Source organism: Streptomyces sp. 840.1 (assembly GCF_003751445.1).
Lineage (GTDB): Bacteria > Actinomycetota > Actinomycetes > Streptomycetales > Streptomycetaceae > Streptomyces.
Map to the genome: position 1 here is coordinate 1,353,524 of NZ_RJUU01000001.1, position 13,149 is coordinate 1,366,672.

Annotated in this window: 16 protein-coding genes and 3 tRNA genes; 3 read left to right on the forward strand and 16 right to left on the reverse strand. The window is 69.1% G+C overall.

Features of this window, described 5'->3' with window-relative positions; genetic code table 11:
- Positions 1 to 53 precede the first annotated feature (53 nt).
- The 6 genes from EDD93_RS06185 to EDD93_RS06210 all read right to left on the reverse strand — a co-directional run bounded on the left by EDD93_RS06185 (position 54) and on the right by EDD93_RS06210 (position 4,027).
- Entirely contained in the window at positions 54 to 956 is a 903-nt protein-coding gene (locus tag EDD93_RS06185) for a hypothetical protein (protein ID WP_123524196.1), read from the reverse strand.
- A 158-nt stretch (positions 957 to 1,114) separates the two neighbouring features.
- The gene (rplA, locus tag EDD93_RS06190) at positions 1,115 to 1,837 is read right to left on the reverse strand and encodes a 50S ribosomal protein L1 (RefSeq protein ID WP_123524197.1); all 723 of its coding nucleotides are present in this window, start codon (positions 1,835 to 1,837) and stop codon (positions 1,115 to 1,117) included.
- A gap of 79 nt (positions 1,838 to 1,916) precedes the next feature.
- A complete protein-coding gene (gene rplK / locus EDD93_RS06195) occupies positions 1,917 to 2,351 on the reverse strand; it encodes a 50S ribosomal protein L11 (protein ID WP_024494105.1) in 435 nt (144 codons plus the stop codon).
- A 188-nt stretch (positions 2,352 to 2,539) separates the two neighbouring features.
- Complete coding sequence (gene nusG / locus EDD93_RS06200; protein WP_123524198.1) at positions 2,540 to 3,487, reverse strand: transcription termination/antitermination protein NusG; 948 nt, start codon at positions 3,485 to 3,487, stop codon at positions 2,540 to 2,542.
- 73 nt (positions 3,488 to 3,560) lie between these two features.
- Positions 3,561 to 3,848, reverse strand: coding sequence for a preprotein translocase subunit SecE (secE, locus tag EDD93_RS06205; protein WP_073732696.1), 288 nt, complete (start codon positions 3,846 to 3,848; stop codon positions 3,561 to 3,563).
- Between the two features lie 106 nt (positions 3,849 to 3,954).
- A tRNA-Trp gene (locus EDD93_RS06210) sits at positions 3,955 to 4,027 on the reverse strand.
- Positions 4,028 to 4,263: 236 nt separating this feature from the next.
- Between EDD93_RS06210 and EDD93_RS06215 the strand changes: the two genes are divergently transcribed.
- Together EDD93_RS06215 and EDD93_RS06220 are read left to right on the forward strand one after the other, a co-directional pair.
- Positions 4,264 to 5,490 (forward strand): pyridoxal phosphate-dependent aminotransferase, encoded by a 1,227-nt coding sequence (locus tag EDD93_RS06215; protein WP_185092223.1) that lies wholly within the window; start codon positions 4,264 to 4,266, stop codon positions 5,488 to 5,490.
- A 121-nt stretch (positions 5,491 to 5,611) separates the two neighbouring features.
- Positions 5,612 to 6,634 carry an adenosine deaminase gene (locus tag EDD93_RS06220; protein ID WP_123524200.1) on the forward strand — a complete coding sequence of 341 codons (1,023 nt, stop codon included), beginning with the start codon at positions 5,612 to 5,614 and terminating at the stop codon, positions 6,632 to 6,634.
- Between the two features lie 16 nt (positions 6,635 to 6,650).
- On the opposite strand, the gene EDD93_RS06225 is transcribed toward EDD93_RS06220, so the two are convergent.
- A complete protein-coding gene (locus EDD93_RS06225) occupies positions 6,651 to 7,256 on the reverse strand; it encodes a TetR/AcrR family transcriptional regulator (protein WP_123524201.1) in 606 nt (201 codons plus the stop codon).
- A gap of 87 nt (positions 7,257 to 7,343) precedes the next feature.
- Here EDD93_RS06225 and EDD93_RS06230 point away from each other — a divergent pair, with 87 nt between their 5' ends.
- Positions 7,344 to 7,979: an NAD(P)-dependent oxidoreductase gene (locus EDD93_RS06230; protein ID WP_123524202.1), complete on the forward strand. Its 636-nt coding sequence runs from the start codon at positions 7,344 to 7,346 to the stop codon at positions 7,977 to 7,979.
- 96 nt (positions 7,980 to 8,075) lie between these two features.
- Here the strand turns inward: EDD93_RS06230 and EDD93_RS06235 are convergent, their stop codons facing one another.
- The 9 genes from EDD93_RS06235 to EDD93_RS39525 all read right to left on the reverse strand — a co-directional run bounded on the left by EDD93_RS06235 (position 8,076) and on the right by EDD93_RS39525 (position 13,134).
- A complete protein-coding gene (locus EDD93_RS06235; protein WP_123524203.1) occupies positions 8,076 to 9,131 on the reverse strand; it encodes a UDP-N-acetylmuramate dehydrogenase in 1,056 nt (351 codons plus the stop codon).
- A 70-nt stretch (positions 9,132 to 9,201) separates the two neighbouring features.
- The gene (locus tag EDD93_RS06240) at positions 9,202 to 10,632 is read right to left on the reverse strand and encodes an MFS transporter (RefSeq protein ID WP_123524204.1); all 1,431 of its coding nucleotides are present in this window, start codon (positions 10,630 to 10,632) and stop codon (positions 9,202 to 9,204) included.
- A gap of 75 nt (positions 10,633 to 10,707) precedes the next feature.
- Positions 10,708 to 11,256, reverse strand: a complete 549-nt coding sequence (locus EDD93_RS06245) for a TetR/AcrR family transcriptional regulator (RefSeq protein WP_123524205.1) — start codon at positions 11,254 to 11,256, stop codon at positions 10,708 to 10,710.
- Between the two features lie 131 nt (positions 11,257 to 11,387).
- Complete coding sequence (locus EDD93_RS06250; protein ID WP_123524206.1) at positions 11,388 to 11,816, reverse strand: MaoC family dehydratase; 429 nt, start codon at positions 11,814 to 11,816, stop codon at positions 11,388 to 11,390.
- Entirely contained in the window at positions 11,816 to 12,268 is a 453-nt protein-coding gene (locus tag EDD93_RS06255; protein ID WP_123524207.1) for a MaoC family dehydratase N-terminal domain-containing protein, read from the reverse strand. Before EDD93_RS06255 ends, EDD93_RS06250 begins: the two co-directional genes overlap by 1 nt.
- A 110-nt stretch (positions 12,269 to 12,378) precedes the next feature.
- Positions 12,379 to 12,543 carry a 50S ribosomal protein L33 gene (gene rpmG / locus EDD93_RS06260; protein ID WP_003956487.1) on the reverse strand — a complete coding sequence of 55 codons (165 nt, stop codon included), beginning with the start codon at positions 12,541 to 12,543 and terminating at the stop codon, positions 12,379 to 12,381.
- An 89-nt stretch (positions 12,544 to 12,632) separates the two neighbouring features.
- Positions 12,633 to 12,705 (reverse strand) — tRNA-Met (locus EDD93_RS06265).
- Positions 12,706 to 12,750: 45 nt separating this feature from the next.
- Positions 12,751 to 12,823 (reverse strand) — tRNA-Thr (locus tag EDD93_RS06270).
- Between the two features lie 134 nt (positions 12,824 to 12,957).
- Positions 12,958 to 13,134: a hypothetical protein gene (locus EDD93_RS39525; protein WP_185092224.1), complete on the reverse strand. Its 177-nt coding sequence runs from the start codon at positions 13,132 to 13,134 to the stop codon at positions 12,958 to 12,960.
- Between the last annotated feature and the right edge of the window lie 15 nt (positions 13,135 to 13,149).

The following is a 13,149-nucleotide window of genomic DNA, read 5'->3' on the forward strand; positions in this document are numbered from 1 at the left end:
GCGACCGGGGCCGCGCCGAGCAAATCCGTCCCGGTCCGGGCGGTCAGGGAGGTTTAGGACGCGCTCCCGGACGCACCCTGCTGCTGCTTCAGGAGCTCCTTGAAGCCGATGGTCTCGGAGGCCGGCGGCCGCTCGACGGACACCTTGGTGCCGTAGTCGCTGTAGTAGACCGTCGAGTTCAGCTCGCCGGTCTTCATCTGGCCCCGCTCGGTCTTCTTCACCAGCAGGTCGTTCTTGTCGACCCAGATGTCGATCTTCTCCGTGGTGATCCCGGCGTCGCCGAGCTGCTTCTTGAGCTCGGCGACCTGGCCGGCGTCGAGCTCGGAGTTCTTCGCGGTGAGCTCGGCGACGTCGACCGTGCCGGAGTAGTGCGTGGTGGGGACACCCCGTACGTCCTCCTGGCCTGCCTTCTTCACGTCGCCCGAGGCCAGCAGCGACTTCAGCCCCTGCTCGGGGGTGGCGTTCGACATCTGGTCCTGCATGGCCGCACCCGCGGCGCCCCCGAGCTCGGCGAGGTCGGCGTAGGAGTAGCTGATCCAGCTCTTGCCGCCGGTCTGCGCGGCCATGGCGCTGCCCATGTTCGCCGCGTACCCGTCCTTGAAGTACCGGGCCTCCATCGTGCCGTCGCCGCCGGCCTTCTTCATGGTGTCGGCCATGGCGCCGCCGGTGTAGGTGATCTTCATGGAGCCGCTGACGCCGTCGGACCAGTCGAGCGCCCCGGCCTGCTTCATGGACATCGCGGTGCCCATCGTGGTGGTGCCCTCGACCTTCGCCGAGTTCGCCCCGCCGGTCTTCTTCTGGACGGCGAGGAGCGCGGCGACCGGGTCGGCCTTCGTCACCGCGCTGCCGGCGCGGCCCTCGCTCTTGTCGTCCGATCCGCCACACGCCGCGACCGACGTCAGCGCCGCCGCCACTGCCACGGACAGCCCGACGCGCCGCACGGTACTCGTCTTCATATCTGCTCCCACCCCTTTGTCCGGCTCTCGGTGACCACACGCTAACGCACGGCTCCGACAGCGCCGGTTCGTACATACGAGGACGGGCCCCGCACCTCGAAAGGTTGCGGGGCCCGTCAATGTCACACGTGACACGGCGGTCGTACGAGCACGGAGGCTCAGACGGAGGCCGGGTCCTCCTCGACGAGGAGGTTACGGGTGCGGTTGGCGTCCAGCGGGATGCCGGGGCCCATCGTGGTGGCCAGCGTGGCCTTCTTGATGTAGCGGCCCTTGGCGGCGGACGGCTTCAGACGGAGGATCTCGTCCAGCGCCGCTGCGTAGTTCTCCACCAGCTTGGTCTCGTCGAACGAGGACTTGCCGATGATGAAGTGCAGGTTCGAGTGCTTGTCGACGCGGAACTCGATCTTGCCGCCCTTGATGTCGTTGACAGCCTTCACGACGTCGGGGGTGACGGTGCCGGTCTTCGGGTTCGGCATCAGACCACGCGGGCCGAGCACGCGGCCCAGGCGGCCGACCTTGCCCATGAGGTCCGGGGTCGCGACGACGGCGTCGAAGTCCAGACGGCCCTTCGCCACCTCGTCGATGAGCTCGTCGGCGCCGACGATGTCGGCGCCCGCGGCTTCCGCGGCCGCAGCACGGTCACCGGTCGCGAAGACCAGGACCCGGGCGGTCTTGCCGGTGCCGTGCGGGAGGTTCACGGTGCCACGGACCATCTGGTCGGCCTTGCGAGGGTCAACACCCAGGGCAAACGCGACCTCGACGGTGCTGTCGAACTTCGTGGAGGCGGTGTCCTTGGCGATACGGACGGCCTCGAGCGGGGCGTAGTTGCGCGCCCGGTCGATCTTGGCGTCCGCAGCGCGGAGGTTCTTGCTGCGCTTCACTTCTACTCCTGTGGGTTCAGAGTGTGGAGTCGTGGTGCGGACCAGCGCTTGGTCCTACCACTGAGGGGGTGGGGCTGAATCAGCCTTCGACCGTGATGCCCATGGAACGGGCGGTGCCGGCGATGATCTTCGACGCGGCGTCGAGGTCATTGGCGTTCAGGTCGGGGAGCTTCGTCGTGGCGATCTCGCGGACCTGGGCGGCCGTCAGCTTGGCAACCTTGGTCTTGTGCGGCTCGCCGGAGCCCTTGTCCACACCCGCGGCCTTGAGGATCAGCTTGGCGGCCGGCGGAGTCTTGGTGATGAAGGTGAAGGAGCGGTCGTCGTAGACCGTGATCTCCACCGGCACGACCATGCCACGCTGCGACTCGGTCGCGGCGTTGTAGGCCTTGCAGAACTCCATGATGTTGACGCCGTGCTGACCCAGTGCGGGGCCGACCGGCGGGGCCGGGTTGGCCGCACCGGCGTTGATCTGGAGCTTGATAAGCCCCGTGACCTTCTTCTTCTTGGGAGGCATGTGCTCTCTCCGGGTCCTAGTGAGAGTTTTCGCCGTCATCCGGTCATCCGGATGCAGGCATACCGCACAACGATAACGGGTATAGCTGCGCGACCAAAAACCAAGCAGGTCAGACAGGCTTTGACAGCCGGTCTGACCTGCTTGGTAGGCATGTGTCCAGAAGCTGGCAGTCGCCTGCTCGGGTGGTGCTAGTTCTTCTGGATCTGGTCGAAGCTGAGCTCGACCGGCGTCTCGCGGCCGAAGATCTCGACGAGACCCTTGACCTTCTTCGAGTCGGCGTTGATCTCGTTGATCGTCGCCTGAAGCGTCGCGAACGGGCCGTCGGTGACGGTGACGGAGTCGCCCACCTCGAAGTCCAGCACCTGGACCTCGACCTTGCGGGACGGAGCGGGCTTGCCCTCGGCCTCGGCGGCCTCACGGGCGGCCTTCTCCTCGGCCTCCGGCGCGAGCATCTTGACGATCTCGTCCAGGGTCAGCGGGTACGGGTCGTAGGCGTTGCCCACGAAGCCGGTGACACCGGGAGTGTTGCGGACGACGCCCCAGGACTCGTTCGTCAGGTCCATGCGCACCAGGACGTAACCCGGGAGCTTGTTCTGCCGGACGTTCTTGCGCTCGCCGTTCTTGATCTGGACGATTTCCTCCTCAGGCACCTCGGCCTGATAGATGAACTCCTCCACGTTCAGCGAGACGGCGCGCTGCTCCAGGTTGGCCTTCACGCGCTTCTCGTAACCGGCGTACGTGTGGATGACGTACCACTCACCCGGCAGAGTGCGCAGTTCCTCGCGCAGGGCCGTGACGGTGTCGACGGGCTCGGCCGGCTCGGCCTCTTCCTCGTCGGCCTCGTCGGTGGCTTCCTCGGCGTCGGCGTCCTCGTCGTCCGCGGCGGCCTCGGCCTCCGCGGTCTCGTCGTCGGCGCTCTCGGCCTCGGCCTCATCGGCGTCGGCCGCTGCGGCCTCGTCGACGGGCTCGGAGTGCACTGCGGCCTGCTCGGCGGGCTCGCCCGCGGCGGCGTCGGCAGCTTCAGCCTGGTCCGGCTCCACAGCGTCCGCCGCCTCGACGATGTCGAGCTCGTCCTCGGCGGACTCGAAGGCGCCCGCCGTCGGCTCGACGGCGTCGTTCAGGTTCGGGTCAGACACGGTGGCTGCTTCTTCCTGGATACAAATGGGTGGAACATGCGAAAGGGGCGCCCATGAGGCGCCCTCCGCGGGATCAGCCGAAGACGTACTTGATGACCCGCTGGAACCCGAAGTCAATCACGGTAACGAGACCGATCATGACGACGACGAACACGATCACCACGGAGGTGTATGTCGTCAGCTGGTTGCGAGTCGGCCAGACAACCTTGCGGAGCTCGGCGACGATCTGGCGGTAGAAGAGCGCGAGACGGCCCAGAGGGCCCTTCTTGCCGCGCTTGCCGCCCTTCCGGGTCTTCTTCTTCGACTCGGGGACTTCATCCTCGGCATCAGGCATGTCGATGGAGCCCACGGCGTCCGTCACGCTTCTCACCTGATTCCGGGTCATGGCCGTGCCGCGCCCGGTGGAGCCGCACGGCGATGCATTGAAGTACGTACATGCGCACACATCCTGGCGAAGGAGTGTGTAGCAGGGCCGGAGGGACTTGAACCCCCAACCGCTGGTTTTGGAGACCAGTGCTCTACCAATTGAGCTACGACCCTTTGTGGTTTCCACCAACCTACCGCATGCTCCGGGATGCCCCGGGTGCAGGAACGGTGCGGCTGGTGAAGGCCAACGACAGGTGAGTGTACGTGCTCAGCGGCCCGGCGTCGAACAGATAGCTCCCGACCGCTCCTGTCCGATGCTGTCCGGTTGCCTGTCCGCATGCTGTCCACATGGTGTCCGGTCCCTGAAACCCCTGTGCCGACGCGGAATACGGTCTGGGAGCATGGGGGGCATGAGCGCTGCTACTCCTCCCTCCGAGCGCCGGGTCTCCGCCCGCATCGGTGCCATCTCCGAGTCCGCCACCCTCGCCGTCGACGCCAAGGCCAAGGCCCTCAAGGCCGCCGGCCGTCCGGTGATCGGCTTCGGTGCCGGTGAGCCCGACTTCCCGACCCCCGGCTACATCGTCGACGCCGCGGTCGAAGCCTGCCGCAACCCGAAGTACCACCGCTACACCCCGGCCGGCGGGCTCCCCGAGCTCAAGGCCGCCATCGCGGAGAAGACGCTGCGCGACTCCGGCTACCAGGTCGACGCGTCCCAGATCCTGGTGACCAACGGCGGCAAGCAGGCCATCTACGAGGCCTTCGCCGCGATCCTCGACCCGGGCGACGAGGTCATCGTCCCGGCTCCGTACTGGACCACCTACCCCGAGTCGATCCGCCTCGCGGGCGGCGTGCCGGTGGAGGTCGTCGCCGACGAGACCACCGGTTACCGGGTCTCCGTCGAGCAGCTGGAGGCGGCCCGTACCGAGCGCACGAAGGTCGTGCTGTTCGTGTCGCCGTCGAACCCGACGGGTGCCGTCTACAGCGAGGCCGACGCCGAGGCGATCGGCCACTGGGCCGTCGAGCACGGCCTGTGGGTGCTGACCGACGAGATCTACGAGCACCTCGTCTACGGCGACGCGAAGTTCACCTCGCTGCCCGCGATCGTGCCCGAGCTGCGCGACAAGTGCATCGTGGTCAACGGCGTCGCCAAGACCTACGCCATGACCGGCTGGCGGGTGGGCTGGATCGTCGGCCCCAAGGACGTCGTGAAGGCCGCGACCAACCTGCAGTCGCACGCCACGTCCAACGTCTCCAACGTGGCCCAGATCGCCGCGCTGGCCGCCGTCTCCGGAGACCTGGACGCGGTCGCCGAGATGCGCACCGCCTTCGACCGGCGCCGGCACACCATCGTGCGGATGCTCAACGAGATCGACGGCGTGCTGTGCCCGGAGCCCGAGGGCGCGTTCTACGCGTACCCCTCGGTGAAGGAACTGCTCGGCAAGGAGATCCGCGGCAGGCGTCCGGCCACCTCGGTGGAGCTTGCGGCCCTGATCCTGGACGAGGCCGAGGTCGCGGTCGTACCGGGCGAGGCCTTCGGCACCCCGGGTTACCTGCGGCTTTCCTACGCGCTGGGCGACGAGGACCTCGTCGAGGGCATCTCGCGCCTCCAGAAGCTGCTGGGCGAGGCCAAGGCCTGAGCACCTGACGTATCCAGCGGGCGACCCTCGGCCACGGCCGGGGGTCGCTTTCTTGTTCGGTGGGCAACTCGATGGGGAAAGCGGCTACCGCGACGCACCGTGCGTGCGGCAAGATCTTTGAATGGAGCGTGACGTACGGCTGTTGCCCAAGGCCCACCTGCACTTGCATTTCACCGGGTCGATGCGGCCCACGACGCTGCTCGAACTGGCCGACAAGTACGGCGTGAGACTGCCGGAAGCGCTGACCGGGGGCGAGCCTCCCCAGCTGCGCGCGACGGACGAGCGCGGCTGGTTCCGCTTCCAGCGGCTCTACGACATCGCCAGGTCCTGCCTGCGCTCGCCCGAGGACATCCAGCGGCTGGTGCGCGAGGCCGCCCAGGAGGACGTCGCGGACGGGTCCGGCTGGCTGGAGATCCAGGTCGACCCCACCTCGTACGCGCCCCTGCTCGGGGGGCTCATTCCGGCGATCGAGATCATCCTGGACGCGGTGGACAGCGCGTCCAGGGCGACCGGGCTGCCGATCCGGGTGGTCATCGCGGCCAACCGGATGAAGCACCCGTTGGACGCCAGGACGCTGGCCCGGCTCGCGGTGCGCTACGCCGACCGGGGCGTCGTCGGATTCGGGCTCTCCAACGACGAGCGGCGCGGCATGGCCCGCGACTTCGACCGGGCCTTCGCCATCGCCAGGGAGGGCGGCCTGCTGGCGGCCCCGCACGGCGGTGAGCTGTCGGGCCCCTCCAGCGTCCGCGACTGCCTGGACGATCTCGACGCCTCCCGAGTCGGGCACGGGGTACGGGCCGCCGAGGACCCCCGGCTGCTGCGCAGGCTGGCGGAGCGCGGGGTGACCTGCGAGGTGTGCCCCGCCTCGAACGTGGCGCTCGGCGTCTACGAGAAGCCCTCCGACGTACCCCTGCGCACCCTGTTCGAGGCCGGGGTGCCGATGGCGCTCGGCGCGGACGACCCGCTGCTCTTCGGCTCCCGGCTGGCCGCGCAGTACGACCTCGTACGCCGCCATCACGCCTTCACCGACGAGGAGCTGGCCGAGCTGGCACGTCAGTCGGTACGGGGTTCGGCGGCGCCGGAGCCGGTACGGGCCGAGCTGCTGGCGGGCGTGGACGACTGGCTGGCGCAGCCGGTGGGCTGACCGGCCCCGGCCCGGCCTACTGCCCGATCCCCCGCAGCAGGGCGCGGGCCATTGACGCGGCGAACTCGTCGAGGGACTGCGGCGGCCGCCCGTCCTCCAGGGCCACGTAGGCGAAGGCCCGCTGCGCACAGGCCCCCACCAGCAGGGACGCGGCCGCGTAGGTGTCGGCGTCGGCCCGTACCCGGCCGGCGGACTGTTCGGCGCGCAGATAGGCGTCCACGCCCCGGATCGGCACGTGGGGGCCGGTACCCAGCTCCCGCATCACCGCGTTGTGACGGTTCATGAGCCTCGGCTCGGCGTACAGGGACGCCGCTATCGGGAAGCTCTGCTCGTAGAAGAGCGCGGCCTCACGGGCGATCTCGGTGAGGTTCTGCTCGACCGTCCGCTCCCCGTCCCCCGGTTCCGCGATGAGCCGCTTCAGGATGCCGTCGACCTTGGGCAGCCGCTCCTTCAGGACCACCACGAACAGCTCTTCCTTGCTCGGGAAGTGCTTGTAGAGCGCGGCCTCCGAGCAGCCGGCGGCCTTGGCGATCTCCTTGGTGGTGGCGCGGGCCAGGCCGATGGTGAGCATCAGCCGGTGAGCGGCGTCGATGATGCGGGCGCGGGCCGGCTTCTGCTCCATGTGCGCTCCAGAGAAGCTTGACGAGCGGGTGAGTACTCACTCACTCTAGAGGTGAGTGAATACTTACCTACCCAAGGAGGGTGTGCGATGCGACTCACGGTGTTCGGCGCGACAGGCGGTATCGGCCAGGAGATCGTCCGCCAGGGGGTGGCGGCAGGACACGAGGTGACGGCGGTGGTGCGGGACCCCGCGCGCCTGCCGGTCCCGCTCTCCGACGTGACGGTCCGCACGGTGGCCCGGTTCGACGACCCGGAGGCGCTGCGCGAGGCGGTCGCGGGCCAGGACGCGGTGCTCTCCGGCCTGGGCGCACCCGGCCGGAAGGCGGACGGGGTGGCGGAGCGGCTGACCCGCGCGGTGCTGGCGGCGATGGAGGCCGAGAGCACCCGGCGGCTGCTCGTGGTGAGCGCGGCCCCGGTCGCGCCGCACCCGGCGGACGACCCGCTGCTCGACCGGATGATGCTCTCCGCGATCGGCGCGATCCTCAAGGAGGTCTACGCGGACCTCACGGCGATGGAGGCAGCGCTCGCGGCGTCCGCGACGGACTGGACGTCGGTGCGGCCCCCGAAGCTCACCAACGGGCCGCTGACGGGGACGTACCGGACGGTCTACGGCAGCAACCCGCGCAGCGGCCGGTCCATCTCCCGGTCCGACGTGGCGCACGCGATGCTGGCGCTGATCGACGACCCGGCGGCGCTGAAGCAGGGCGTGGGCGTGGCGTACTGAGCGCCGGGCCCACGCGCGGGCCCGCACCGCGGGTCACTTCACTGTGCGGCTGGGGCCGGTCTTCAAACTGCCGTCCGCCGGGCGACGACGGCAGGCCTAGAGGGTCACGCCCACGGTCACCGGCTCGTTGACCAGCGTGACGCCGAAGACCTCGTGGACGCCGGCGACCACCTCGCGGGCGAGCGCCAGCAGGTCCTCGGTGCTCGCGGCGCCCCGGTTGGTGAGGGCGAGCGTGTGCTTGCCGGAGATGCGGGCCGGGCCGGTGCCGTATCCCTTGGTGAATCCGGCCCGGTCGATGAGCCAGGCGGCCGAGGTCTTGGTGCGTCCCCCGCCCGCGGGGAAGGCGGGGGGCGCCACCTCCGGTCCGAGCCGGTCCGCGACCCGGGCCAGGAACGCCTCGAACTGGTCCGGGTCCAGGATCGGGTTGGTGAAGAACGAGCCGGCGGACCAGGTGTCGTGGTCCTCGGGGTCGAGCACCATGCCCTTGCCGGCCCGGAGCCCGAGCACGGTCTCACGGGCCTCGGCGGCGGGCACGCGCTCGCCCTCGGCGACACCCATGGCACGGGCCGTTTCGGGGTACTTCAGGGGCGCGGACAGACCGCCGGCCTCTTCCAGCCCGAAGCGGACGCGCAGGACCACGAAGCGGTCGGGTTCGGCTTTGAAGCGGCTGTGCCGGTAGGAGAAGTCGCACTCGCTGTTCGGGATGGTGACCGTCTCCCGGCTGTGCCGGTCGTAGGCGACGACCTCCGTGATGGTGGACGACACCTCCTGCCCGTAAGCCCCGACGTTCTGGATCGGTGTCGCACCGGCGGAACCGGGGATTCCGGCCAGGCATTCGAGTCCGGCGAGACCGGCTTCCACGCTGCGGGCGACGGCGTCCGTCCAGATCTCTCCGGCGGCCAGTTCGAGGCTCGCGCCGTCCAGCACGAATCCCTTGGTGGCGATGCGCAGGGCCGTCCCGTCGAAGCCCTTGTCACCGATGACCAGATTGCTGCCGCCTCCGATGATCAGGAGCGGGGTGCCGCTGTCGTCGGCCTCGCGCACGGCCTCGACGACTTCGGCGTCGGTCGTCGCGGTGAGGAGGCGGGTGGCGGGGCCGCCGAGCCGGAAGGTGGTCAGGGGGGCGAGGGGCGCGTCGTGGAGTTCCTGCACGGGGACAAGAGTACGGTCCGCGGGCCCGCCGTCAGGGCGGGGCCGCGGACCGTACCGGCGTGACAACCCCTCAGGCGGAGACGGGGACCCGCACCTCGGCCCGGTCGGCCTCCCCCACCGGGGTACCGCTGCGGCCCGGGATCATCAGGGCGGCGAGCCCGGCGAGGGCCACCACCGCGGCGCCGATCCAGAGCGCGAGCACGGTCCCGTCCGTGAAGGTCTGCGGGGAGTCGTAGCCGCCCTGCGAGGAGAACGCCGTGGCGAGCACAGCGACCCCGAGGGCCCCGCCGACCTCACGCAGCGCGTTGTTGGCGCCGGAGGCGATGCCCTGTTCACCGGGAAGGACGCTGGACATCACCAGGCTGGCGGCCGGCGCGAAGTACATGGCCATCCCGATGCCGCCGACCATCAGACCGGGCAGCTGCGAGGCGTAGGAGGCGTCGGGTGCCAGCGCGAGGGCGAACAGGGCGAGGCCGGCGGCCTGGAGGGCGAGTCCGGTCACGACCACCGGGCGACCGCCGAACCGGTCGGCGAGCACCCCGGCGACGGGCGCCACCAGCATCGGCATGCCGGTCCAGGGCAGCATCCGCAGACCGGCCTCGGTGGGCGAGTAGCCCAGCACTCCCTGGAAGTACTGACTGAGCAGGAAGATCGAACCGAACATGCCGAGGAACATCAGCAGACCGGCCATGTTGATCCCGAAGAACGCCCGGTTCCGGAAGAGCCGCATCGGCAGCATCGGGTTCTTGGCGCGGATCCCGTGGCGGATGAATGCGCCGATGAGGACGGCACCGGCGATGAGGGAGGTCAGGACGGTGGGGTCGGTCCAGCCGTCGGAGTTGGCGTTCACCAGGCCGTAGACGATCCCGAAGAGCCCGCCGCTGACCAGGAGGGTGCCGGGGATGTCGAGCCGGGAGTCGGGGGCGTAGGACTCGGCCAGGCGCAGCCGGGCGAGGGGCAGCAGGACCAGGCCGATCGGGACGTTCAGCCAGAAGATCCACTGCCAGGAGAGGTGTTCGGTGAGGCTGCCGCCGACCAGCGGGCCACTGGCCACGGCCAGCCCGGTGACGGCGCTGAAGATGCCCAGCGCGGCGCCGCGGCGGGCGGGCGGCACGGCGGCCGTGAGCAGGGTGAGCGTCAGCGGCATCATGATCGCCGCGCCCACTCCCTGGACCGCGCGGAAGGCGATCAGTTCGTTGATCCCGGGCGAGAGGGCGGCTGCGGCGGATGCGCCGGTGAAGACGGAGAGCCCTATGACGAAGAGGCGGCGCCGGCCGAACCGGTCCCCCAGGGAGGCGCCGAGCATCAGCAGGACGGCGAAGGTGAGGGTGTACGCGTTCACCGTCCATTCGAGCTCCCCCAGCTCGCCGCCGAGGCTCTCGCGGATGGACGGCAGGGCGGTGGTGACGACGAGGTTGTCGAGTGCGGCCATGAAGCCGGCGATGCTGGTGATGACAAGGGCCCAGGCCACTCCCGAGCGGCCCTTCGTGTGCTGTTCCACTGCTCCCCCTGAGGGTTAGTTATTGATTACTAACTTTTCTGCACAGAAAACGGCCGCACATCCGGGCCGCGCCGGTCAGGCGTCCGGCTTGGCCGAGTCGTAGAACCCGGACCAGACCCGGTGGCCGGCCGGGAAGCCGAGCGAGGCGAGGGTGTTGGCCAGCATGCCGTAGGCGAGGAAGGTCGTCGTCCCGTCGGCGTCGGCCCCGAGCGCCAGGTGGACGTCGTCCCACAGCCGGAGCCAGCCGGCCCGTACCGACTCGCCGAACTCGCGGTCCCCGGCGGCCTCGGCCGCCGCGACGGCCGCGTACATCTGCATCTGCATCAGCAGCTTGTCCGGGTCGTGGATGATCAGGCGCTGGTACGCCGTCGCCATGGCGTGGAGCGCCTCCTCGGCCTCCAGCCCCTCGGCGGCGTCCGCGAAGACCTTGCGGGTGTCCGTGATGCAGCGCTCGGTGGCGGCCAGGAACATCGCCTGCTTGCTGGGGAAGAGACGGAAGAGGTAGGGCTGCGAGACACCCACGCGCCTGGCGATCACCTCGGTGGACGTCGCGCTGTACCCACCGCGGGCGAACTCCGTCACCGCCGCACGGATGACGCTCTCGCGCCGCTCGTCTGCACTCATCCTTGGCATGCAGCTAAGTTAGTACTCAATCACTAACTTAGTCAACCGGTGCGCCTTGCCCCCAGTCCACGGGTAAGGGGCGTGGCCCATGGACCACGCCCCTTACGTCAGGCTTCTGTTGCGGTCGGGCGTCAGGCGAGCTGGACGACGGCGCGGGACATGCCCAGCACCTTCTTGTCGTCGCTCATCGCCGTCAGGTCGACGCGCACGCGCTTGTCGTCCAGCAGGACGGCCACCTTGGCGCTGACCTCGATCAGCGCGCCCTTGTCGTCGTTGGGCACGGGGACCGGCTTGGTGAAGCGGACTCCGTACTCGACGACCGCACCGGGGTCGCCGGTCCAGTCGGTGACCACCCGGATCGCCTCGGCCATGGTGAACATGCCGTGGGCGATCACGTCCGGCAGTCCGACCTCGCGGGCGAACTTCTCGTTCCAGTGGATCGGGTTGAAGTCCCCGGAGGCGCCCGCGTACTGCACCAGCGTCGCCCGGGTGACCGGGAAGGACTGCGCCGGCAGCTCAGTGCCGACCTCGACCGAGCCGTAGCTCACCTTCGCAGCCATCACGCCTCCTCGGCGGCGCGCGCCACCAGCTTCGTCCACGCTGTCACGACAAGCTCCCCGGACTCGTCGTGGACCTCGCCACGGACGTCCAGGATGTCGTTGCCCGCCATGGACTTGACCGTCTCGATGGTCGACGTGACCGTCAGCCGGTCACCGGCCCGCACCGGGCGGACGTAGACGAACCGCTGGTCGCCATGGACGACCCGGCTGTAGTCCAGGCCCAGCTGCGGGTCCTGCACGACCTGCCCCGCGGCCTTGAAGGTGATCGAGAACACGAACGTGGGCGGCGCGATCACATCAATGTGACCGAGCGTCCTGGCCGCATCGGGATCCAGGTACGCGGGATTGGAGTCGCCCACCGCCTCGGCGAACTCCCGGATCTTCTCCCGGCCGACCTCGTACGGTGTGGTGGGCGGATAGGTCCGCCCCACGAAGGACTGATCGAGCGCCATGGGCTCGCAACCTCCTGATGAAAGACGAATGGGCCGAAGTCTCGAAGTACATCCTCGTACAACGACACGAGGCCGCCCCCAACGGGGACGGCCTCGTGTACGAGCCTGATTCAGCGCGTTTCGCGGTGCGCAGTGTGCGAGTTGCAGCGCGGGCAATGCTTCTTCATCTCAAGACGGTCCGGGTTGTTACGCCGGTTCTTCTTGGTGATGTAGTTCCGCTCCTTGCACTCCACGCAGGCCAGCGTGATCTTCGGGCGGACGTCGGTGGCAGCCACGTGAGTGCTCCTTGGACGGACGGTGGACGGATGAACGCAAAAAAAGAGTAGCCGATCGGAGGACCGACCCCACAATCGGCTACTGTTAGTAGCGGTGACCGGACTTGAACCGGTGACACAGCGATTATGAGCCGCTTGCTCTACCGACTGAGCTACACCGCTTTGATGATGAGTCTCCCCGCCGAAGCGGGGTTTCCCGATCACCAGAGCCCCAATGCGGAATCGAACCGCAGACCTTCTCCTTACCATGGAGACGCTCTACCGACTGAGCTATTGGGGCGAGCGATGAAGACATTACACGCTCGGTCGCCGATCGCCCAAATCCGTTTCGAAGCCCCGCCCCGAGCCCTTGATCGGCGCCGCTCCGAACCCTTGATCAGCCGCTCATCCGGCGCTTGATCAGCGGTTCGTCGGCTACTTGACCAGCGGGGCGTACGGCCCTTCGTCGGCGGTTCCTCCGGCACCTGAGCTGCGGTCCGTCCGGCGCTTCGTCAGCAGTTCGTCCGGCACGTGCGGGGCGGCTCGGCGGCCACCGACCCCCATCTCGCCCCGCACGTGCACACCCGCCCCACGCGCCCCTGCAGACGACACCGGTACGACTATTCA